The sequence below is a fragment of the Pedobacter frigiditerrae genome (assembly GCF_032678705.1).
Classification (GTDB): domain Bacteria; phylum Bacteroidota; class Bacteroidia; order Sphingobacteriales; family Sphingobacteriaceae; genus Pedobacter; species Pedobacter frigiditerrae_A.
Window position 1 is genome coordinate 428,183 of the sequence record NZ_JAVTSS010000002.1, and the last position, 22,989, is coordinate 451,171.

Sequence of the window (22,989 nt, forward strand, 5' to 3'; positions counted from 1 at the left end):
TTAGATGTTTTGAGTGCGTTTATGCAATTGCATTGGGTAGATGATGACATACCAAACCATAAAAATTAAGGAGCTGGCAAGTATGGCAATGCTTAAATATATAGGCATTTCTGTATGTCTTGTTATGTAGCTTTCAAAAAAAGCAGCTAATAAAATAATAGGCACAATGCCAATAGCGATCTTAGTGGCATCTTTCGCACTATTTCTAAAAGCAGCGAGCCTTGTGTATGTTCTAGGAAAAAGTAAACCGTGGCCTAAAACCAAACCAGCACCTCCAGCAATGATAATAGAAAGAATTTCTAGGGTTCCGTGTATCCAAATCACTAAAATTGATTGTGCACCCAAACCCTTGCTGAAGAAATAATATTCGAAAGCGCCAAGCATAATGCCGTTTCTCAACATCATAAAAACCGGGCCGATAGAAAATAATGCACCACTAACTACAGTAAGTAATGTTACCCAAACATTATTGCTTGCAATGTAAAAGAACATTTCTAATTCTCCTTGTTTTTTGTAAACTCCAAATGGGTCGCCTTTGGCAATATTATCATTGGTCATGTTTACATAACGGTCGCCTAAGATTAATCGTAAAAAGGTATCATCGTATTTTGCCGAAATGGCACCAATACTTGCCGAGATAATAAAAAAGATAAATGAATATAAAAGTTGCTTTCTGTATTTATAAAAAACTAAAGGCAATTCATGCTTCCAAAATTTAATGAAACGACCAGTTTCTTCTTTTTTGTTTTTATAAATGGCTTGATGTAGAACTGAAGCAATTCCGTTTAAGTATGCCGTAGTTTGAGATTTAGGATAGAAAGTTTTAGCGTAAGCCAAATCATTGGTAATGTCTATAAAACGATGGGCCAATTCATCAGGATTTTCCCCTCCTGTCCGGCCGGCAGGAGTACGTAAAGCTTCGTAACTCTTCCATTTTTCAGAATTCTGCTTCACAAACAGCGCCTCTCTCATAAATAAATTACCCAATTTAAATTTCCGTTAAAATAAAACAAAAATTCTATTAGTCAATAAAAAAAATCCTTATTATTGAGACCATGGAAACCGTTAAAGTAAATACCAGTCAGCATGTAGATATAGATTACCCAGTAGCAGGATTGGGCGAACGTGTTGGGGCTAGATTAATTGACCTTGCCCTACTAATTTTTGTGCTTGTTGCCTTTATAATTATCTTTTCTATGACAGGTGTGCTAAGCGGAAACGAAATAACCACGATAGTTTTAATTTCTATTTACGGTGCAGGTTTTGTATTCTACGATTTGCTTTGTGAGATTTTCATGAACGGCCAAAGCGTTGGCAAAAGGTTGTTGAAAATTAAGGTCATCAGCCTAGATGGCTCGCAACCAACCTTGGGGCAATATTTTATGCGATGGCTGTTTAGGATTATTGATTTTACCTTGACCTCTCAAGTTGGTGCATTGATATGTGTAGCAGTCACCGAAAACAAACAACGTATCGGCGATATTGTGGCGGGTACAACCTTAATTAAAACAGTACCAAGAACAAATATTGGTCACATCGCATTTCATCCAGTAGCTGATGAATATGAAACTACTTTTGATAACGTTTATCAATTAACAGATAGAGATATTGAGTTAATTCACGAAGTTTTAAATACTTATTACAAAACTTATAATGCCGATTTAATTTATCAAATGGCAAGTAAGGTTTCTAGCTTGTTAAGTATAACAATCCCAGAGGGAGTGAATGAGTTAGATTTCTTGAAGACAATCATAACCGATTATAGTCATATCACTTCCAGAGCAGTTTAATATTTATAATGCTTTTTTTATTGAAGGCAGTAACGCGGATACCCACTCACCATACATTTTACCAGAGGGATGCAAGCCGTCTTTTGCTATCAAAGAAGTATCTGTCGAAGCGACTCTTGAGCCTGCCGTAATATCCGTATAACTAACGCCCATTGCCAAAGTTTCTTCTTTATTGATGGCGTTAAATGCATCAATTTGTTGTGCAATTATTTTAATGTCTTTACCGCTATTCTTTCCGAATGGCGTAACTCCCCAATCGGGTATAGAAACTACAAAGACTCTACTTTTATTTCCCCTTGCAAAAGTCAAGGCTGTTTGCAATAGCTCCTTAAATTCTTTGCGATAAGTGGTTTCCGAATATCCTCTATACTGATTATTAACTCCAATAAGCAAAGTAACCACATCAAAAGTTTGAGTAATATTTTCTGCTTTAATGGCTGCCTTTAGCTCGTCGGTTGTCCAGCCTGTCTTGGCAACAATTTTTGGCGCATCAAAACTAAATCCTTGTCCTTTTAATTGCGAGACCAATTGATAAGGAAAGGATTCTTGGGCTGTAACCGCTTCTCCAATGGTATATGAATCGCCAAGGGCGAGATAAGTTAAAGAAGTGGAGTTAGTGGGTTTGGTCATATTTTGTGTTGCACTTTTTTCGCAACCCAATAATAAGCATAAAGACAAAAGAATAAACTGAAATTTCATCTTTTAATTTACGAGTTCTGATTAAAATTAGATGTAGGAAATCATTGTGCAACCAATATTGTTGCCTTAATAAGCAAATCTACATTTGTTTGTCTTTTATTCTCTCCTGTTCCTTTTGTTGAATAATCCTTATTCCAATATTTACTAGCTAAATATTTAGTATAAGTTAAGCCATAATCAGTATCAAATTTTTGAATAATCTCTGGGCCATAATAAGTAAAAGTTTTACCTTTCTTCCTTGTCCCATCAGCATTTTTAATATCAAAAGAAATACTTTGCGCAGCATATTTGTCATTTTTAATCCATTCTACGGCAACCCAAAATCCATTTGGTGGAACAATTAAATTGTAAGATAATATATCAAAACTATTCCAAGAATTTTTTTTACGTGCATTAAACTCAACACTTTTGTTTAACAAATCCTTGCCCGGCAGTCCTTTTTCATCTTCATAAATCCTTATTCTAAATGGGGCATCAAACATATCATTACCCATATAAAACCATATTGTTTTAATGAAAGCTATTGAAACACCATCACTTTTCATATAAACAGCTCTTTGTAAACCAGGTCTCTGTATCATTTGGTTAAAGAAAGTGATATTACTTCCATTCCTTTTTATTATACCAACCTCTTTTTCCTCATACTTTGTATTTCCAACACTTACTTCATTTAGTTGAAAAACTACAGGACTAAGTTCGTAAATCACATTTTCAGCAGATGCTAAATTGGAAATAGATTTCTCCAAATAGCCAACACAAGAAATTTTCAAGGTATCGGATTGCTTACCATTTGGAAGATTTAATGAAAATACACCATCTTGATTGCTCTGCGTTCCAGTTTTTGTTCTAAAATTTTCTAGGTTAACAAAAGGAATGGGTTGCTTGGTTTTGGCATCTATAATTTTGCCGTTAAATTTAAGTTGCGCAAATGATAAGACAGGGCATATCAAAAGAAGCATAAAAATTTTCATCATAAAATAGAATTGATAAAAGATAAATTATCAATAGGGAACTGCAATTAACTAAATTAATTCCATTTTAAAGAGTTCTGCAATATGATTTTTTAATTTGCCCTTCACCTCTTCCATATCCAATTCTCTGCCTAACTCTTTTTGCATAGAAGTTACGTCTTTGTCGTCTATACCGCAAGGCACAATGTTTTTGAAATAATCTAAATCTACATTTACGTTAAATGCAAAGCCATGCATGGTAACCCATCTGCTACAACGAACACCCATTGCACAAATTTTACGAGCTTTTTCGTTGTCTGCATCTAGCCAAACACCAGTATAACCTTCATATCTACCTGCTGTTATGCCATAATCTGCTAACGTTAAAATTACTGCTTCTTCAAGGGTTCTTAAATACAAATGGATATCTGTAAAGAAATTGTCAAGGTCTAATATCGGGTAACCAACAATTTGCCCAGGACCGTGATAAGTAATATCGCCACCTCGATTAATTTTATAATAAGTGGCTTTTTTTTCTATTAAGCCTTGCTCATCCAATAATAAATTCTCTGGGTGGCCACTTTTGCCTAAAGTATAAACGTGAGGATGCTCATTAAAAATGAGATAGTTAGGTGTTTCAATCGTTAAATTTTCAGTTCTGTTTTTAGTTTTTATGGCTACGGTTTTAGTCAAGATTTCCTCTTGCCTATTCCAAGCCTCCTGATAATCTGTTAAACCCCAATCTATAAACTCAACCTCTTTATTCATCTTTTTTACAAATGCATTTTGCTCCTCGCTATTTCCCCTTTGGGGGTTAGGGGGCCGCCACATAACCTAGCATGTAACCATCGCTAGTTTTAAAATAATTTACTGTCAATTCCCTACTTCCCTCTGGTAATTCTACCATGGCTTGTAAAGAGCCTTCGTCTTTTAACTTAAATGGTTTAATATGAATATGCTGTTTAAACTCTAGGCCTTTTTTTCCATACCATTTATAAATGGCCTCTTTAGCACACCAACTCACGTATAAACCATTCGTATTATCGCCAATCTGTTTTTGCGCTAATTCTACATCCGACAAAAATTTATGCTTAATGCTTTTAATTTTCATCTTGATCAACTCTATATCAACTCCCACTTTTTTATCCCTGCTGATAATAACCGCAGCGTAATCAAAAGAATGGCTTAAAGAAATGTGGGTATCAGAATTTACCAAATAAGGTTTGCCATGATCATCCATTTGGCAATCGATGTAATCAGAAGTATTTAACATCGTTCGCAATAACAATCGTGTACTTAGCCAATGTAATGCTCTTTTACCATTACTTAAGGAAGCAATTACATCCAATTCATGCTGTTTTAATTGCAAACCTGAAAGTAATTGTTCTTCAGTCTCTTCAATCTTCCATACAGAAAGCATGGTCTGATCATCAATATTTTTACTAAAAACTACTGGCATCTCTTATTTAGAAAATCAATACAAAAGTATCTTAAATTAATCATAATTTAGTCCAAAATTTTCGTAAAATGATCCTCTCTGATAAACGTATACTCGATGAAATTGATAAGGGCACTATCATCATAGAACCTTTTAATATCGAATGCCTTGGCACCAACTCTTACGATGTACATTTGGGTAAATATTTAGCTACTTATAAAGATCGGGTTTTAGACGCAAAAGCACATAATAAGATAGACCATTTCGAAATCCCAAAAGATGGATTTGTACTCCAACCTGGAACATTGTATTTAGGCGTAACATTAGAATACACAGAAACTCATGCACACGTTCCCTTTTTAGAAGGTAAAAGTAGCACTGGTCGATTAGGAATAGATATCCATGCAACTGCAGGAAAAGGCGACGTTGGTTTTTGCAATACTTGGACTTTAGAAATATCATGTGCACAACCTGTTCGTATTTATGCCGGAATGCCCATTGGCCAATTGATATATTTTGCAGTTGATGGCAACATCGAAAATATGTATAATACTAAAAGCGATGCCAAATACAACAATAAAACAACAAAACCAGTAGAAAGTATGATGTTTAAAAACAGCTTTTAAAAAATCAACTAACTTTTTAATTCATAAATTATAAATAAGCCTTAGGTTTTTGTAACTTAAGGCTTTATTATTATAGCCAAATGAAAAAAAAGTTAATCATCCTTTCCATTGCCCTGCTCTCTATCCTTAGTTTCTCTGCATTTATAATAGAAGACGACCCCATAACAGCGCTTTTAAAGAAACTTGACGAATTTTCATCAAAATATGCGCAAGAAAAAGTTTACCTGCATATAGATAAGCCTTATTATGCCATAGGCGATAACATCTGGTTTAAAGCCTACATTGTTAATTCTAAAACGTCACTACCATCAACACTCAGCAAAATTCTTTATGTTGAGTTGATAAACGAGAAAGATTCTGTAAAAAAGCAACTTAAATTACCAATGGAAAGTGGCATTGCCGCTGGAGATTTTAAACTTACAGATTCATTAAGCGAAGGTAATTATAGAATTAGGGCTTACACACAATACATGCGTAATGCTGGCACTGAATTCTTTTATGATAAAACCATCAAAATTGGTAATTCTTGGGCAAACAAGGTATTCACAAAAACAAATAGTGTATTAAGTACTGAGGGAAATACTGAAAAAGTTGCCACAACAATATCTTTTACAAGCAAGGATGGAGTGCCTTACATCAATTCTAATGTAGCTTATGAGGTTCAGTTAAGCAATAGAAGTGTATCAAAAGGTAAAGGAGTTACAAACTCTAAAGGAGAGATTGTTGTAAACTACACCAACAATCAGCCAGAAGTTTATAAATCTGGAAAAATAATAGCCACAATAACTTTAGAGAACAACAAAAAGATTGTTAAAATAATCCCTATTAAAACTACATCTTCAACTGTTGATGTTCAGTTTTTTCCAGAAGGTGGAGGATTGGTTGAAGGTTTACCAACCAAAATTGCTGTCAAAGCTATTAATGCAAATGGCTTAGGTCAAAACATAACAGGTAAAATAATTGATAATGAAGGAACCGAAATCTTAAGTTTCGAAACCACTTATTTAGGTATGGGTTCTTTAATAATAAATCCATTAGCAGGAAAAACTTACAGTGCCAAAGTAAAATTTGATAATGGTAATGAGAAAACTTTTCCATTACCTAAACCAGCAACTTCAGGATATGTGCTTTCGGTAAACAATACAGATACGGCAAAAATCGCTGTTAAGGTATACCTATCTCCAGATTTGATAAATAAAGGTGAACTAATTTTGGTTGGCCAGCATAATGGAAATGTTTACTTTTCAACCAAAATCCCAACAGGAAAACAATTGGTTGCTGTTTCAATCCCAAAAAATGAATTCCCTTCTGGCATTGTTCAAATTACCTTATTCTCACCAGAGAACTTACCAGTTTGTGAACGCTTGGCCTTCATTAACAGCGTTATTGACAAAATTGATGTTAATGTTCAGAATTTGAATGCCAGTTATGATAAAAGAGGAAACGTTAGTGCTAATTTAACAGCTACTAATACAGGGAAACCTCTGCAAGGAAGCTTCTCCATTTCTGTTACCAATACCGCAGCAGTAACCCCAGATTTAGAGAACGAAAGTAATATTTTAACAGGATTGTTATTAACATCAGACTTGGTTGGTTACGTAGAAAAACCTAACCATTACTTTTTAACTAATGATTTAAAAACTAGGATAGAATTAGATAATCTTTTACTCACACAGGGTTGGAGAAAGATAAATTGGAAGAGCGTGGCAAACGGCCAATTTCCTGCTATCACTTATCAACCAGAAAAGGGCATGAACATTAGTGGTACAATTACAAAGGGCGGCAAACCAGTAGTTAATGGTAAAGTTGCTTTGTTTTCTAATTCAGGAGGTTTTTTTGCAACAGACACAGTTAGTGATGCAAATGGCCGTTTCAACTTTAAAGATATCATTTTTGGTGATAGCGTAAAGTTTATCGTTCAGGCACGAACAAGCAAAGAGAACAAAAACGTAGAAATAAATCTTGATGTACAGCCTGCACAAATTGTAACCGTTAACAAAAACAGTGGAGACATTGAAGTTAATGTTAATGAATCGATGATGGAATACCTTAATCAGAGCGATAAATATTTTAACGAACAGGTAAAAAGAGGTTTATTAAACCGCACCATTTTACTGGACGAAGTTAAGATTGTGGAGAAGAAAAATCCAGCACCAAACTCTTCAAATTTAAATGGTGCAGGACGAGCTGATTATGTAGTAACTGCCAAAGATTTGGAAACTGCTTTTTCTCTTTCGCAGTACATACAAGGTAGAATTGCGGGTGTAACGGTAACAAATGGCCAAGCGTTTTCGATGAGAGCTGGCGGTAGAAGCCCGATGGCTATTGTTTTAGATGGAATGAATATGGGTAGTGAATTTAGTATGGATGATATTCCAGTAACAGATATTGAATCGGTAGAGGTTTTAAAACCAGGTGCAAATACTGCTATTTATGGCTCAAGTGGTGGCAGTGGTGTATTAGTTATTACTACAAAAAGAGGTGCAGGAACAGAAAGTAACTACAGTAGATATTCTCCTGGAATTGTAACTTATTCACCAAAAGGTTACTATCCAATGAGAGAGTTTTATTCTCCAAAATATACTGCTACACCAGATCCTAAGCCAGATTTTAGGTCTACAGTTTATTGGAACCCACATTTGGTTACTGACCCAACCGGAAAAGCAAACCTAAATTATTTCAATACAGATCAGGCAGGTACATACAGAATTGTAATTGAAGGGATAGATGCTGAAGGAAATTTAGCGAGAAAAGTAGTGACTTACAAAGTTAATTAACATGAAAAAAAGGATCGTCATTTGCTTTATATGCGTGTTAAGTTTATTTAGTTTTTCAGCATTTATGGCTGATGATGATCCAATAACCATCCTTCTTAAAAAGCTAGAAGAGTTTACAAAGAAATTCCCGCAAGAAAAAGTCTATTTGCATTTAGATAAACCTTATTATGCCATAGGCGATGATATTTGGTTTAAGGCTTATGTGGTTGACAGCAAAACAGCTGCACCAACCTCAATTAGCAATATCTTATACATTGAGTTGATTAATGAAAAAGATTCCCTAACCAAGCAACTTAAGCTACAAATGGTTTCCGGAATTGCTTGGGGTGATTTTAAACTTTCAGATTCGTTAGCCGAAGGTAATTATAGAATAAGAGCCTATACACAGTGGATGCGAAATGCTGGTGCAGAGTTCTTTTTTGATAAATCCATAAAAATTGGAAATGGTTGGGCAAATAAGGTTTTCACTAAAACCAATAATGTATACAGTTTAGTTAATAATATTGAGCAGCTAAAAAGTACGATTCAATTTACAGACAAAACTGGAAAACCTTATAACAATGCTAATGTTGCATTTGAAACACGGTTAAATAATGTAGTTGGAAGTAAGGGTAATGCGATGACCAATGCAAATGGAGAGATTACCATCGAAACCTTAAACAAGGATCCCAACACTAAAAAGACAGGACTAATAAAAACCACCATTTCTATGGCTGATGGGTCTAAAGTTGTAAAGGCAATTCCTATTAAATCTTTTTCAACTGATGTTGATGTGCAGTTTTTTCCTGAGGGAGGAAGATTGATTGAAGGTCTACCTTGCAAAGTGGCATTTAAAGCTGTTAATAGCAATGGTATTGGAGAAAATGTAAGTGGAGTAATTACAGATAACGATGGAGCTGAAGTGTTAACTTTTGAGTCTACCTATTTGGGAATGGGTTCTTTTTCTCTTAACCCATCAGCAGGAAAAATCTACACTGCTAAAATAAAGCTCTCAAATGGCAATGAAAAAATAATTAAGCTTCCTGTAGCAGAAAGTAGTGGTTACACTTTCTTAGTAAACAACATTGATACTGCAAAAACGACCGTAAGGATTATGCTCACCGAAAACCTACTAAATAAGGGCGAATTGAGTTTAATCGCTCAACATAATGGAGAAGTGCTAGCGACAACCAAAATTTCGACAACAAAACAGATATCAACAGTTGTTTTACCGAAAGCCAAATTTCCCTCAGGGATAATCCAACTTACGCTGTTCTCCCCAGAAAATTTACCTGTAAGCGAAAGGATAATTTTTGTAAATAACTCAAGTGATAAGATCGACGTGAGTCTTAATAATTTAAAGCAAACGTATGCCAAAAAAGGAAATGTAAATTTTGAAATAGTTGGCGCAAACAATAACCAGCCAGCTCAAGGAAGTTTTTCTATTGCCGTTACAAATTCAGATATTATAGCTGCAGACCCAAACAATGAATCAAATATTTTAACCAGCCTATTACTTACTTCAGACCTTAAAGGATTTGTTGAAAAGCCGAATTACTATTTTTTAACTAACGATTCAAAAACCGCAATAGAACTTGACAACTTATTGCTTACCCAAGGATGGAGAAAGATAGATTGGAAGGAAGTAAATAACTTATCGCTACCTAAAACTGCTTTTCCGGCAGAAAAACACATGAGCATTAGTGGTTTAGTTACAACTAATGGCAATAAACCGATAGCTAATGGAAAAATCACCTTACTATCTACCTCAAAGGGCATGGTAATGGCTAACACGGTGACAAATGAATTGGGCCGTTTCAGTTTTGATGAGGTAAGTTTCGGTGACAGTATCAAATTTGTATTGCAAGGCAGTAATAAGGAAGGAAAAAAAGATGTGAAAATTATCCTAGACAAGTTTCCTGTACAGACCATAAATAGAAATGTAAACACAGGAGACATTGAGGTTAATGTAAATACATCAATGATGAAATACTTAACTGAGAGCAGCGAATATTTTGATGAGCAATATAAAAAGGGCTTTTTGAATAGAACAAATCAACTCAAAACCGTAAACATCGTACAAAAAGTTACCAAAGAGGAAAGAGCTGCGCCAAACTCCTCAAACTTGAATGGTCGAGGTAGGGCAAATCACATTATAACTGCAGAAGATTTAAAAAACACTTTTGATTTAGCCCAATATTTAAGATCTGGAAGGGTACCAGGTGTAACTGTAAGAACTAATCCAGAATTTAATAACATACCGATGCTTACTAGACCGAGGACACCTCCAAAAAACCCTGATGATCCTGAAGATCCAGAGCAACCTTACATGGCCATATCAATGGATGGTTTAGTTATACAAAAACTCTCGGCAGATTTAATTAATACCGATGACATTGAAAGTATTGAAGTTATAACGGATATCTCATTATCTACAATTTATGGTACAGATGCCTATTACGGAATATTAATCATTACAACAAAACAAGGAAAGGGAAGAAAAATGTCTGAAATTAATGCCCCAGGCATTACCATTTTTACACCAAAAGGTTTCGACAGTGTTAGACAATTCTATTCTCCAAAGTATGATACAAGCACTGATAAAAATCCTGATCTGCGCACCACTATTTATTGGAATCCAAATGTTGTAACAGATGCTAATGGAAAGGCAAATATTAATTACTATAACACAGACAGAGCAGGAAATTATAGAATTGTAATAGAAGGAATAGATGTTGAAGGAAATTTGGCTAGAAAAGTTATCACTTATCAAGTAAATTAATATGAAAAAAAGGATTCTCATTTGCTTCTTAAGCGCATTAAGTTTAATGAGTTTTTCAGCATTTATGTCTGATGATGATCCAATAACCCTGCTTCTTAAAAAGCTAGAAGAGTTTACAAAGAAATTTCCCCAAGAAAAAGTTCATCTACATTTAGACAAACCTTATTATGTAATGGGTGAAGATATTTGGCTAAAAGCGTATGTTGTAACCGCAGAAAAGAATGAACCTTCTAACCTTAGCAAGATACTGCATATTGACTTATTAGATTTTGATAATAAAGTTGCTAAAAAACTTATTTTAAATATTGATAGTGGGAAGGCCTCTGGATATTTAACCATTCCTGATTCCTTGGCTTCTGGTAGTTATCGTATTAGGGCATACACTAAGTATATGCGCAATTTTGACAATGATTTTTTCTTTGAAAGAAAAATTAACTTGCAAAACCTAACAGAAACTATTAAACCAAAAACCACTAAAAACAATGAAAGCATTATAGATCTTCAGTTTTTTCCAGAAGGTGGAAATATGATTTATGGTATAAGAAGTAAAATTGGAGTAAAAGCAGTTGACGAAACAGGTTTTGGAAAAAATGTTACTGGATATATTATTGATGAGACAAAACAAAAAGTCGCAGTCTTCGAAACAGAACATGCTGGTATGGGCGTATTTGCATTAAGCCCTGTTAAAGGAAAAAACTACAAAGCTGTTTTGGTTAATGTCGATGGCACTACATCTTCTTTTAATTTTCCAAAAATTGAGGAACAGGGCTATAATCTGTCCATAAATACTTCTTCAGAGAATCTAACAATAAAAATTGCTTCTAATTCAGACTTAGTTAAAGGTCAAAAATTAAATCTGACAGCACAATGCAATGGAATAACATATTTTACCTCTACAACAAATTTTGATAGTCCAATTTTTACCGCTGCTATAGCAAAATCAAGGTTTCCTACTGGGATTATTCAGTTTACCTTATTTGAGAATTTAAAACCTGTTGCAGAGCGTGTGGTTTTCATAAATCATAAAGATCAAATAAAGATTAACCTTACTGAAATAAAAACTAAGATCCAAAATAATCACAGCATTTTAAACTTAACCTCAACTGATATTAACAACAACCCAATAGATGGAAATTTTTCAGTTTCTGTTGTTGATGAAAGCAAAGTTTCATTTAATGAAGATGATGAAAACACAATACTTTCTAACCTGTTACTTAGTTCAGACTTAAAAGGATTTATTGAGCAACCAAATTACTATTTTAACAATATAAATGACGATAAAGAGCGTCAATTAGACAATCTTTTGCTTACTCAAGGTTGGAGAAGATTTAATTGGGGAGATCTTATTAATAATAAAGATCGAAGTATAACTTATAATGTGGAAAGAAGTCTAGAGATTTCTGGTTTGATTACAGATTTGAGAAATAATCCTATTGCCAATGCCAAAGTAGTATTAATGTCTACTACAAATGGCTTCGATTTGATTTTAGACACTGTCTCGAACAGTATGGGTAGATTTTCATTTGATAGGTTAGATATACCAGACAGTATTAACTTTATTGTACAAGCTAAATCGGGAAAAGGAGATAAAAATGTGAAGCTTATTTTAGATGAAGAGCCGACGATTAGTGTGAAAAAACATTTTGATCGTCAGCTCGCTTTTCAAAGTTACATTGATAATGCAAAAGAACAATATAATGGATTATCCCAATTTAGTCCTGAAGGTATTAAGCTTAAAACTGTCAATATCAATAAAAAAAAGGAGTTAAAACCTATCATAAATATTCCCAATTCAAAGAGTAGAAATGGAAGTGCCGATTATGTAGTTCCAAAAGAACGCTTCAAAGATAAAAGCGGTACGATGTTCGAACTATTCTTTGGTGTTCCTGGGGTAAAAATAGAAGAAGGTAAAATTATAAGAACAATAAAAAATACTACCTCCATAGCACCAAACTTTAAAGGTAAACAGCAACCAATGTTGGTTATTCTAGATGGTTCGCCACTTGCATCCCAGGAATCACTAGGTTGGATGCCCGCTTCAACGGTAGAAGGGATAGAAATTTTAATCTCAAATTATAATACGGCAATTTATGATGATGGTTATTGGGGGGTAATTCTCATCACAACTAAATCTGGTGCCGTAGAACCAATCATTAATGATCCTTCCTTTAAAACTTATAATATAGCAGAGATTTCTAATTATGGGTTCTCTGCTTCAAAACAATTTTACATTCCAAAATTTGATCCTAAAAACAAGGATAATAAAGAACCAAATGCATATACATTAAGAAGTACAATCTATTGGAATCCAAACGTTAACACGGATGTTAATGGAAAAGCGACCATCAACTTCCCTAGTTCTAACGCAAAAAGTTATAAAGTAACAATAGAAGGGATGGACAGCTTTGGCAACTTAGGAAGAAAAACATATACCTATCCAAACAATAATAAATCACTATGAAAACAAAATTTAATCTAATTGCACTCTCCCTCCTAACAATAATCATATTCGGCTTTAAAATTGACGAAACGCCACTCGAAAAATTGTTAAAACAACTAGCGAAAATAACTTCTACTTATCCTCAAGAAAAAGTCCACTTACATTTCGACAAACCTTATTATGTTATTGGTGAAGACATTTGGTTTAAAGCTTATGTTGTAACTGCAGAAAAAAACGAACCATCATTGCTCAGCAAAGTTCTTTATCTCGATCTAATAAATAACAAAAATCAAATTCTAAAAAAAGCTACCATTTCAATTGATAAAGGTTTCGGTTCAGGAAATTTTAGCCTTATAGACTCACTTGGTGCTGGCACATACAGGGTACGGGCATATACCAATTATATGCGCAATTATGATGATCAATTCTTCTTTGAAAAATTTATTACAATTGGAAATATCTTAGACCCTATTATTACTAATAAAACAAAAGAAAAAAAGTTAGATTTTGATCTTCAATTCTTTCCAGAGGGAGGAAATTTAATTAAAGGCATCAGAAGCAAAATTGGAGTAAAAGCTGTTACTTCTGATGGATTAGGCGCTAATCTTTCTGGATATATTATCAATAGAAATAAGGAGAAGGTTGCAGAATTTACGACTGCCCACGCTGGTATGGGCATATTTGCATTAATTCCACAAGCTTTAGAAAAATATTCAGCGATTATAACATTAGCCGATGGGACAAGTAAATCGTTCGATCTGCCTGCAGTTATGGAAACTGGGTATGCTTTAGCTGTTAATACAACGAATGAAAACATTAACATTCGGATATCTAGCACTGTTGACTTAGTAGATTCGAAAGATGTTTATGTTGTAGCACAAGCAAATGGAATAACTTATGCTTCATTTACAAGCAAGGTAGATAAGCCCTCTTTATCTGCAAGCATTCCGAAAAAGAATTTCCCAACAGGTATGGTTCATGTTACGCTTTTTAATTCCAATAGCAAACCTGTTGCAGAAAGATTAATTTTTGTAAACCACAACGATGAACTTCGCATTGAAATCAAGAATACTGAGAATGCAATTGTTAAAAAAAAATCTGCCATAGATATTTTAGCTACTGATATCTCAGGAAATCCTGTTGATGGAAGCTTTTCAGTAGCTGTAACTGATGTATCAAAGGTTGTGATAAATGAGGATGAAGAAAAGACAATTCTATCAAATCTTTTATTAACATCAGATTTAAAAGGTTTTATAGAGGCGCCTAATTATTATTTTAATGTTGCCAACCCAGATAGAGAAAGTCATTTAGACAATTTGCTGTTAACACAAGGTTGGAGGCGTTTTGTTTGGCAAGAGGTAATTAATGAAAAAGATCCAGAAATCACTTTTAGACCCGAGCAAAGTTTGGAAATAGCAGGCAAGGTAACCTCAATTGGCAACAAACCAATGCCAAATGCAAAAGTAATCATGTTCTCTAAAACTAAGGGTTATACTTTTTTACTAGATACGATTTCTGACATTAAAGGAAATTTTGTCTTTGATATGTTAGATATTCCTGATAGCGCTGCATTCATTCTACAAGCAAAACAAGGGAAAGATAACAAAAACATCAACCTAAAAGTTAATCCTTACCCTGTTGTAAACAACAATAAATACATAGGCAATGCAATAGACATTTCAACATACGTAGAAAATACAAAAGCAATGTTTTATGAACTCAATAAGTTCAATTTACTTGATAAGGGAATTTTGCTTAGCACCGTAAATATTGTTGGCAAGAGAGCGCTGAAGCCATTAATTAACATTCCAAACTCTGCTAATGCTAGTGGAGCCGCTGATAAGGTAGTAAAAAGCGATCAGTTAAACTATGAAACTAACATCTTAAATGCTTTTAGTAAAATTGGCGGGGTTTTGGTGAAAAATGGGATGATTTATAGAGCATCAGGCAGAACAGTTTCTATGACACTACCTCCTCAACCTATGCTTGTTATATTAGATGGAGTATATGTTAAACAGGCAGAACAGCCAGGGTTTATTTCTTCAATTAATCCTCTTGACATTGAAGGGATTGAAGTTTTAACAAGTAATTATAATACATCTGTATATGGAGAGGATGGCTATTGGGGCATTGTTTTTATTACCACAAAAAATGGAAGTACTGGTGTAAATCCGCCATCAACCAATACAACAAGCGTTAGAAACCGTGGCTTTACAATTAAGAAAGAATTCTATTCGCCTAACTATGATGATCCAAAAATCAATCAGCAAATGCTAGATTTAAGAAGTACAATATATTGGAACCCAAATATAAATACTGATGCCAAAGGGATTGCAAACTTTAGTTATTTTAATGCAAGCAGCCCCACAACTTATAGAGTTACCATAGAAGGGATGGATGCATTTGGGAATATTGGCAGAAAAGTACTTACTTATAAAGTTGGTCAACCTAATTAAATAGCTTATGCATTACCGAATTAAACTTTTGTTTCTATTTGTTTTGCCTTTTTTCTTACTAGGCTTTAAAATTGATGAAACTCCACTCGAAAGATTATTGAAGCACCTTGCCAAAATAACTTCAAGTTATCCTCAAGAAAAGGTTCACTTACACTTAGATAAACCCTATTATGCTATCGGCGAAGACATTTGGCTTAAAGCCTATCTGGTAACCGCAGAAAAAAACGAACCTTCATTTTTAAGTAATGTACTGTATGTTGATTTAATTGACAATCAAAACCTGTTGATGAAAAAAATTACGCTTTCAGTAGAGAATGGCACGGCAAGTGGTAACATAAGTTTAATAGATTCATTAACCTCTGGTACCTATCGCATTCGTGCCTACACCAATTACATGCGCAATTATGCCGATTATTTTTATTTTGAAAAGTTTATAAAAATTGGAAATATATTAGACCCAGTTCCGACTGCAAAATTAAAGGAGAAGAAACAAGACTTAAGCATTAAATTCTTCCCAGAAGGAGGAAACTTAGTTGCAGGCATTAGAAACAAAGTAGGTGTAAAGGCAATAACTTCTGATGGCTTGGGAGCTAATCTTTCTGGATATGTTTTAAATAGAAACAAAGAAAAAGTTGCAGAATTTACTACAGAAAATATGGGTATGGGTGTTTTTGCATTAATGCCCTCAACTAAAGAGCATTATACAGCTTATGTACTAATGGCTGATGGAAATTTAAAAGCATTTAATTTTCCAGAAGTTGCTGAAAGTGGTTACGGTTTAGCAATTAACACAGTCGATGAAAATATCAATTTAAATATTTCATGTAGCCAAGATTTAGTAGACGGTAAAGAAATGTTTGTTGTTGCCCAATCTAATGGTGTAATGTATGCTTCATTTTCCACTAAAATAGATAATGCTGTATTTACTGCTAATATCCCAAAAAAGAATTTCCCCACTGGGATAGTTCAGTTTACTTTATTTAATGCAGAAAGCAAACCTATTCTAGAACGCTTAATTTTTGTAAACAACAATGACGCCTTAAAAATTGAGGTTAAAAATAATACTAGTGCTAGCACCATTAAAAAGAAAGTGGATTTAAGTCTATTTGTTACTGATGCAAACAACAATCCTATCGATGGTAATTTCTCAGTTTCAGTAACCGATGCAGATAAAGTACAGGTTAACGAAGATGAAGAGATAACGATTATGTCAAACCTCTTATTAACCGCAGATCTAAAAGGGTTTATAGAAAAACCTAATTATTATTTCAATCCAGCAAATCAGAATAGAGATAAGCAACTCGATAATTTATTGTTAACACAAGGCTGGAGAAGATTCAACTGGAATGACATTAGCAACCAAAAAGAGCCAGAAATGAACTTCAGACCAGAAAAATCATTGGAGATAGCCGGTAAGATTACATCATGGGGAAATAAGCCTTTATCAAATGCAAAAGTAATTATGTTTTCTAACAGTTCATCGTATAGATTCAACTTAGATACCTTATCAGATGCGAAAGGGAATTTTGTGTTTGACAAGCTAGCTATACCAGACACCGCAACATTTATCATACATAGCAAATCAAGCAAAAATAACCCGAGAATAAATATCAGTGTAAATGACAGGGCTCCAATAATTAATCATCAGTATATTGGTAACTCCATTAATATGTTGCCTTATTTACAAAGCACCAAAGAGATGTTTTTTGAACTTAATAAGTTTAATAAGCTAGATAAAGGCATTTTATTAAAGCCTGTTATTATTACCGGTAAAAGGGCGCTAAAACCGCTACTTAATGTACCTAACTCTGCAAACAGAAGCGGTGCCGCCGACTATATAATTAGTGGTGATAAATTAAAATACGAGACAAATATATATTCTGTTTTTACTAGGGTGCCTGGTGTAATGGTGGTAAATAATATGGTTAAACAAGCTGCGGTTAGAAGATCATCATTGTCCATAACTAGCCAACCGCCCATGTTATTAATTATTGATGGCGTTCAAATTAATCAAAGGGATTTTCCAGGCATATTACAAGCAATGAATCCACAAGATATAGCAGGGATAGAAGTTTTAACCTCTATGTTTAATTTATCCGTTTACGGGTCTGATGGAGCTTGGGGTATTGTTTATATTACTACTAAAATGGGGGGCGGACCTTCAACCAATGTTCAAACAAATTTGGTTAAAATTAGCAACCGCGGTTTTACTGCAACTAAAGAGTTTTATTCGCCTGATTATGATGATCCTAAAACCAATCAAGAAATGCTAGACTTACGTAGTACAATTTATTGGAAGCCTAATTTAAATACAGATGGAAATGGTAAAGCAACTTTCAATTTCTTTAACGCAAGTACACCAGGCACGTACAGAATTACTGTAGAAGGAATGGATACTTATGGAAATATTGGCAGAAAAGTATATACTTACCAAGTAAAACAAAACTTATGAAAACAATAGAAGTAACTATTAAAGATCGGTTGGCAATAATTACCTTAAATCGAGGAAAATCAAATTCTTTAAACCGCGAAATGGTTACAGAATTAACAGATATACTAACCAACATTGACGCTGACTCAAATATTGCAGGAGTAATGATAACTGGTAAAGATCATTTTTTCTCCGCTGGCTTAGACCTTATAGAAATATATAACTACAATGAAGAAGAAGCCAAAAGCTTTTGGAATTTGTTCTTAACTTTTGTTGCTAAAATAACAGCATTCAAAAAACCCTTAATAGCAGCAATAAATGGCCATAGTCCTGCTGGTGGTTGTGTAATCGCCTTAGCTTGCGACGCACGAGTAATGGCAGAAGGGAAATACATCATAGGTTTAAATGAAGTTCCAGTAGGCATAATTGTGCCTACTTGCATTTTCGATCTTTATTCTTTTTGGTTGGGTAAGGCCGATGCCACAAGAAGTTTGCTAGAAGGGAAATTGTTTAATCCAGAGGAAGCTTTAACAATCGGATTAGTTGATGAGCTGGTAAAACCGGAAAGTATCCTAACCGCTGCCGAGCGAAAAGCCAGAAAATATATGGCTCATGAGAGCAATACTTGGTCACAAAGCAAATTAAATATCCGCAAAGAATTAATTGCAAGTACAAGCGCTGATCAAAGCGCTGATCTAGAAATCATGCTTAAGCAATGGTGGTCGCCAAGCACAAGAGCTATTCTAAAAACCATAATCGATAGTCTTCAAAGAAAAACCACAAACTCATAAAAAGCTTTTAGAACAACTTATAGTTTTCAGTTGGCAATTTGCAGTTCACAATTCTCATATCTCAATCTAATTTTTACTAAAATGTTTAATCAACCAATGTTAAGAGACGATGCTTTAAAAGGCAAAACAATAGTTATTACTGGTGGTGGTACAGGGCTTGGAAAAGCAATGGGTATTTATTTTCTAAAACTTGGTGCCAATTTGGTTATCACAAGTAGAAAATTAGAAGTATTGCAGAAAACTGCTGATGAAATGGCGGCAAATACTGGCGGACAAGTTTTAGCTGTACAATGTGATGTAAGGGATTATGACCAAGTTGAAAATGTATTGGCAAAAACTTTAGAAAAATTCGGTAAAGTTGATGGTTTATTAAATAATGCTGCGGGTAATTTTATTTCTCCGACAGAACGCTTATCAGCCAATGCTTTTTCTAGTATAATAGATATCGTTTTAAAAGGAACTGTTAATTGCACCCTAGCTTTTGGTAAACATTGGATAAAAGAAAAACAACCTGCAACTGTTTTAAATATTGTTACAACTTATGCCTTTACTGGTTCTGCCTATGTAGTTCCTTCTGCTTGTGCAAAAGGTGGAGTCTTAGCTTTAACCAGATCTTTAGCCGTAGAATGGGGTAAATATGGGATTAGAACAAATGCAATTGCACCAGGTCCTTTTCCAACAAAAGGCGCTTGGGATAGATTGTTGCCTGGAGATTTGGCAGAGAAATTTGATTTTAAAAACCGAGTGCCACTTAAACGAGTTGGAGATAACCAAGAGCTAGCTAATTTAGCAGCATTTTTAATCAGTGATTTTTCAGGCTATATTAATGGTGAAGTGATAACTATTGATGGTGGCGAATGGTTACAAGGTGCAGGACAAATGAATGGACTGGAAGCCATTCCAAATGAAATGTGGGATATGCTTGAACAAATGACAAGATCTGCTAAAGGGAGCTAACTCAATTGAATTAGAATGAAAGCTTTCAATCTTTTCAGTTTTATTTTGCTTGGTTTTATCTCCATCAACTTGAGAGGTCAAACACAGGCATCAAACAGTTTTATTAACAAGGTTGAGGCATATCAAAAAATATTTGCAACAGAAAAGCTTTATTTATCTTTTGACAAACCTTATTATAACGTTGGCGATACACTCTGGTTCAAGAGTTTTTTGCTTAACGGCGACTTAAATGCAACCAAAAGAACCGATAAGATCTATGTAGAACTTTTTAATGACAGCCTAATTTTAATCGAAAAAAGAGTAATTGCATTGAATAACGGGCTTGGATATGGAGATTTTGCGTTGAACAACAAATTAGCGGACGGCACCTACATCATTAGAGCCTATAGCAACTGGCAACAGAACTTTGGGAATGACTACTTCTTCCAAAAAAGCTTTTATATAGGCAATGTTGGCGACAAGACTTGGCTTTTGGACTCCTATCAGAAGCTAAACACCTCTAATGCTAAAAGAACGCTTGATTTAAAGATAAGAATAACAAATACGAAGAATGAAGCAGCGGGCTTAAAGGATGTGGAGGTTTACCTCATGAACAATAAAAAAAGGCTAATGAAGGCCGACCTTCAAACTTCAGTAAGTGGTGTGATAGAAACTCAAATCCCATTAGGAGAAAATAAGATAATGGGCAATTATAATTTTCTCATTATCAACAAAAAAGACAAATCCATTCAATCGGCGCTACCAATCATCTTGCAAGACGTAGATCAAGTAGATCTGCAGTTTATGCCAGAAGGAGGTTTTATGGTTAATGATATTTTTGGCAGGGTCGCTTTTAAATCTATCGGTGCAGATGGCTTGGGAAAAAATATTTCTGGCAAAATCACGAATGATAAAAATGAAGCTGTCGCTGACTTTACCACAACACACAAGGGTATGGGCAGTTTCTACTTACTTCCCAAAAAAGGGGAAACTTATTTCGCCCAGTTTAACCTAAACGGAAAGGAGCAGAAAGTACAGTTGCCACCTGTTAAATCTCAAGGAACGACATTAAGAATTGACCGGTTTTCTAAACCGGATTCAATATACATCTACATAAAGGCAAGCGAAGAAAAAAGACTTGAGAATTATCAATTATTAGCAATGGCAGGAAATGAAACCATCATATCCGCAACCATAAACCTTAAGCTAGGCTTCGGGCTGTTAAAACTTGCAAAAATAGATTTCCCCGATGGGATTATCCATTTTACGCTAATATCGCCCGATCAGCTACCCTTAAATGAAAGACAAGTATTTATTAATAGGAAGCAGAAGATTAACCTGCAGGTAAAGTCCAATAAAAGCAGCTATTCACTAAGGGACAGCGTATCTCTAGAGCTAGTTGCTACAAAAGAGGATGGCAGCCCAGTAAGTGGCAGCTTCTCTGTTTCGGTTACAGACAACGGGCAGATAAAAGACACAAATAGCGAAAACATTGCAAGTTATTTCCTTCTCCAAAGCGACATCAAGGGAAACATCGAGGATGCAGCTTGGTACTTCAGTAACGAAGAACCATCAACACTGTTAGCACTTGATAATTTATTGTTGGCACAAGGGTGGATTGGCTATCAATGGGACGACATAACTAAGGCAAGTTTAAAACCAAAGTTTAAGGCAGAAAAAGGAAACAGTATAGAAGGAAGCCTCACCAATCTCCTAAAAAACCCAGTTCCCAACATAAACGTCACACTCATGTCTTTGGGCAAGAATATATTTGTTACGGATACCACCAGCAATGCCGATGGAATATTTAAATTCATAGACCTTCCCTACCTAGACAGCGCAACCTACACTATCAAGATAAAAAATGCAAAGGGCAAAACTGCATTGGCTAACATAGTTGTACAAGAATTTGAACCTGCAAAGGACATTACCTACGTACACAGAATAAAGCCTTGGTATGTAAATGCCGACAGTACCACTTTACGTTATTACAAAAATGCAGAGAAATTAATCGCACCCGCAAAAAATGAAAGGCTTAAACTAGAAGGTAATATGCTTAGGGAAGTGGAAATAAAAGGACAGTTAAAACTTAATGCTTTCAAGCAAAAAACAGCATGGGACTCAAAATTCATAAAAGAGATTACTGAGGAAGAATTAAAAAAGATCCCAAGAAAAACATTACTGGATCTGCTAAACGAGAAAATACCAGCATTAACGGTTGGGAATTACTATGCCGACGGACCTTTTGGAATTCAACCATATGAAATAGACGGAGTGAAATATCCTCCACCTTCTAGGCCACGTAGACATGAATTTTATAATTACATGATTGGTGGATTCCTACTTTCTCATGTAATGATTGATGGTATAAACACACATTTTGTCGCTATTGGTACAGACGATCAAATCGGTAATGTCCCTTATCAGTCAAATCAATTTCAAGTAAGTAGAACTGCGCTTCATCCAGAGGTCTTCTTCACCAACAAGCACATATTTAATACTTTAAGCGCAGAGGACATTAAACACATCAACGTGTACAGAGGTGCTAGTAATTATTATTTAGACATTACAACCAGAAGTGGAAAGGGCCCTTGGATTGTTACCACGCAAGGAATTTATGTACATAGACCACTACCAATTTACAGGGCAAAAGATTTTTACAGTCCGAAATATACCGCAAATAAAAACATTTCAACTCCAGATTATCGCTCTACCATTTTTTGGGATGCAAATGTGGTAACGGGTGAGAATGGAAAAGCCACAATATCATTTTATGCAGCAGATAAACCAAGCACTTACACCATAAAAATTGAGGGGACCGATTTGCTTGGCAGGTTTGGCTACCAAAAAAGTAACATTAAGATAGCCAATCAATCAGATTCAAAATAATTATA

General features: G+C 34.7%; 15 protein-coding genes. 10 read left to right on the forward strand and 5 right to left on the reverse strand.

Features of this window, described 5'->3' with window-relative positions:
• The gene (locus R2Q59_RS12500; protein ID WP_316785735.1) at positions 1-972 is read right to left on the reverse strand and encodes a stage II sporulation protein M; all 972 of its coding nucleotides are present in this window, start codon (positions 970-972) and stop codon (positions 1-3) included.
• 83 nt (positions 973-1,055) lie between these two features.
• Here R2Q59_RS12500 and R2Q59_RS12505 point away from each other — a divergent pair, with 83 nt between their 5' ends.
• Positions 1,056-1,790 carry an RDD family protein gene (locus tag R2Q59_RS12505; protein ID WP_316785736.1) on the forward strand — a complete coding sequence of 245 codons (735 nt, stop codon included), beginning with the start codon at positions 1,056-1,058 and terminating at the stop codon, positions 1,788-1,790.
• Between the two features lie 3 nt (positions 1,791-1,793).
• Here R2Q59_RS12505 and R2Q59_RS12510 read toward each other — a convergent pair whose 3' ends face one another.
• From R2Q59_RS12510 to R2Q59_RS12525, 4 genes are read right to left on the reverse strand one after another with little or no spacing between them, the layout of a single operon-like run.
• The gene (locus R2Q59_RS12510; RefSeq protein ID WP_316785737.1) at positions 1,794-2,489 is read right to left on the reverse strand and encodes an SGNH/GDSL hydrolase family protein; all 696 of its coding nucleotides are present in this window, start codon (positions 2,487-2,489) and stop codon (positions 1,794-1,796) included.
• Positions 2,490-2,530: 41 nt separating this feature from the next.
• Positions 2,531-3,463 (reverse strand): carboxypeptidase-like regulatory domain-containing protein, encoded by a 933-nt coding sequence (locus R2Q59_RS12515; RefSeq protein WP_316785738.1) that lies wholly within the window; start codon positions 3,461-3,463, stop codon positions 2,531-2,533.
• 48 nt (positions 3,464-3,511) lie between these two features.
• On the reverse strand, positions 3,512-4,270 hold the full coding sequence (gene lipB, locus R2Q59_RS12520) for a lipoyl(octanoyl) transferase LipB (protein ID WP_316785739.1): 759 nt from the start codon (positions 4,268-4,270) through the stop codon (positions 3,512-3,514).
• On the reverse strand, positions 4,254-4,898 hold the full coding sequence (locus R2Q59_RS12525; protein ID WP_316785740.1) for a 4'-phosphopantetheinyl transferase family protein: 645 nt from the start codon (positions 4,896-4,898) through the stop codon (positions 4,254-4,256). The genes lipB and R2Q59_RS12525 overlap by 17 nt, the downstream gene beginning before the upstream one ends.
• Positions 4,899-4,966: 68 nt before the next feature.
• Between R2Q59_RS12525 and dcd the strand changes: the two genes are divergently transcribed.
• From dcd to R2Q59_RS12570, 9 genes are all read left to right on the forward strand, one after another.
• Entirely contained in the window at positions 4,967-5,503 is a 537-nt protein-coding gene (gene dcd / locus R2Q59_RS12530; RefSeq protein ID WP_131551265.1) for a dCTP deaminase, read from the forward strand.
• Positions 5,504-5,583: 80 nt separating this feature from the next.
• Entirely contained in the window at positions 5,584-8,280 is a 2,697-nt protein-coding gene (locus R2Q59_RS12535; RefSeq protein WP_316769440.1) for a TonB-dependent receptor plug domain-containing protein, read from the forward strand.
• A gap of 1 nt (position 8,281) precedes the next feature.
• Complete coding sequence (locus R2Q59_RS12540; RefSeq protein ID WP_316785741.1) at positions 8,282-11,041, forward strand: TonB-dependent receptor; 2,760 nt, start codon at positions 8,282-8,284, stop codon at positions 11,039-11,041.
• Position 11,042: 1 nt separating this feature from the next.
• Entirely contained in the window at positions 11,043-13,502 is a 2,460-nt protein-coding gene (locus R2Q59_RS12545; protein ID WP_316785742.1) for a carboxypeptidase-like regulatory domain-containing protein, read from the forward strand.
• Positions 13,499-15,937 carry a TonB-dependent receptor plug domain-containing protein gene (locus R2Q59_RS12550; protein ID WP_316785743.1) on the forward strand — a complete coding sequence of 813 codons (2,439 nt, stop codon included), beginning with the start codon at positions 13,499-13,501 and terminating at the stop codon, positions 15,935-15,937. Before R2Q59_RS12545 ends, R2Q59_RS12550 begins: the two co-directional genes overlap by 4 nt.
• Before the next feature lie 7 nt (positions 15,938-15,944).
• On the forward strand, positions 15,945-18,389 hold the full coding sequence (locus R2Q59_RS12555) for a TonB-dependent receptor (RefSeq protein WP_316769449.1): 2,445 nt from the start codon (positions 15,945-15,947) through the stop codon (positions 18,387-18,389).
• Positions 18,386-19,159, forward strand: coding sequence for an enoyl-CoA hydratase/isomerase family protein (locus R2Q59_RS12560; RefSeq protein WP_316785744.1), 774 nt, complete (start codon positions 18,386-18,388; stop codon positions 19,157-19,159). Before R2Q59_RS12555 ends, R2Q59_RS12560 begins: the two co-directional genes overlap by 4 nt.
• 81 nt (positions 19,160-19,240) lie before the next feature.
• Positions 19,241-20,116, forward strand: coding sequence for an SDR family oxidoreductase (locus tag R2Q59_RS12565; RefSeq protein WP_316785745.1), 876 nt, complete (start codon positions 19,241-19,243; stop codon positions 20,114-20,116).
• Between the two features lie 15 nt (positions 20,117-20,131).
• Positions 20,132-22,984 (forward strand): hypothetical protein, encoded by a 2,853-nt coding sequence (locus tag R2Q59_RS12570; protein WP_316785746.1) that lies wholly within the window; start codon positions 20,132-20,134, stop codon positions 22,982-22,984.
• Positions 22,985-22,989: the final 5 nt, after the last annotated feature.

Coding starts and splice junctions, on each gene's coding strand:
- R2Q59_RS12500 (WP_316785735.1), bottom strand. CDS start 972: ATGAGAGAGGCGCTGTTTGTGAAGCAGAATTCTGAAAAATGGAAGAGT.
- R2Q59_RS12505 (WP_316785736.1), top strand. CDS start 1,056: ATGGAAACCGTTAAAGTAAATACCAGTCAGCATGTAGATATAGATTAC.
- R2Q59_RS12510 (WP_316785737.1), bottom strand. CDS start 2,489: ATGAAATTTCAGTTTATTCTTTTGTCTTTATGCTTATTATTGGGTTGC.
- R2Q59_RS12515 (WP_316785738.1), bottom strand. CDS start 3,463: ATGATGAAAATTTTTATGCTTCTTTTGATATGCCCTGTCTTATCATTT.
- lipB (WP_316785739.1), bottom strand. CDS start 4,270: ATGTGGCGGCCCCCTAACCCCCAAAGGGGAAATAGCGAGGAGCAAAAT.
- R2Q59_RS12525 (WP_316785740.1), bottom strand. CDS start 4,898: ATGCCAGTAGTTTTTAGTAAAAATATTGATGATCAGACCATGCTTTCT.
- dcd (WP_131551265.1), top strand. CDS start 4,967: ATGATCCTCTCTGATAAACGTATACTCGATGAAATTGATAAGGGCACT.
- R2Q59_RS12535 (WP_316769440.1), top strand. CDS start 5,584: ATGAAAAAAAAGTTAATCATCCTTTCCATTGCCCTGCTCTCTATCCTT.
- R2Q59_RS12540 (WP_316785741.1), top strand. CDS start 8,282: ATGAAAAAAAGGATCGTCATTTGCTTTATATGCGTGTTAAGTTTATTT.
- R2Q59_RS12545 (WP_316785742.1), top strand. CDS start 11,043: ATGAAAAAAAGGATTCTCATTTGCTTCTTAAGCGCATTAAGTTTAATG.
- R2Q59_RS12550 (WP_316785743.1), top strand. CDS start 13,499: ATGAAAACAAAATTTAATCTAATTGCACTCTCCCTCCTAACAATAATC.
- R2Q59_RS12555 (WP_316769449.1), top strand. CDS start 15,945: ATGCATTACCGAATTAAACTTTTGTTTCTATTTGTTTTGCCTTTTTTC.
- R2Q59_RS12560 (WP_316785744.1), top strand. CDS start 18,386: ATGAAAACAATAGAAGTAACTATTAAAGATCGGTTGGCAATAATTACC.
- R2Q59_RS12565 (WP_316785745.1), top strand. CDS start 19,241: ATGTTTAATCAACCAATGTTAAGAGACGATGCTTTAAAAGGCAAAACA.
- R2Q59_RS12570 (WP_316785746.1), top strand. CDS start 20,132: ATGAAAGCTTTCAATCTTTTCAGTTTTATTTTGCTTGGTTTTATCTCC.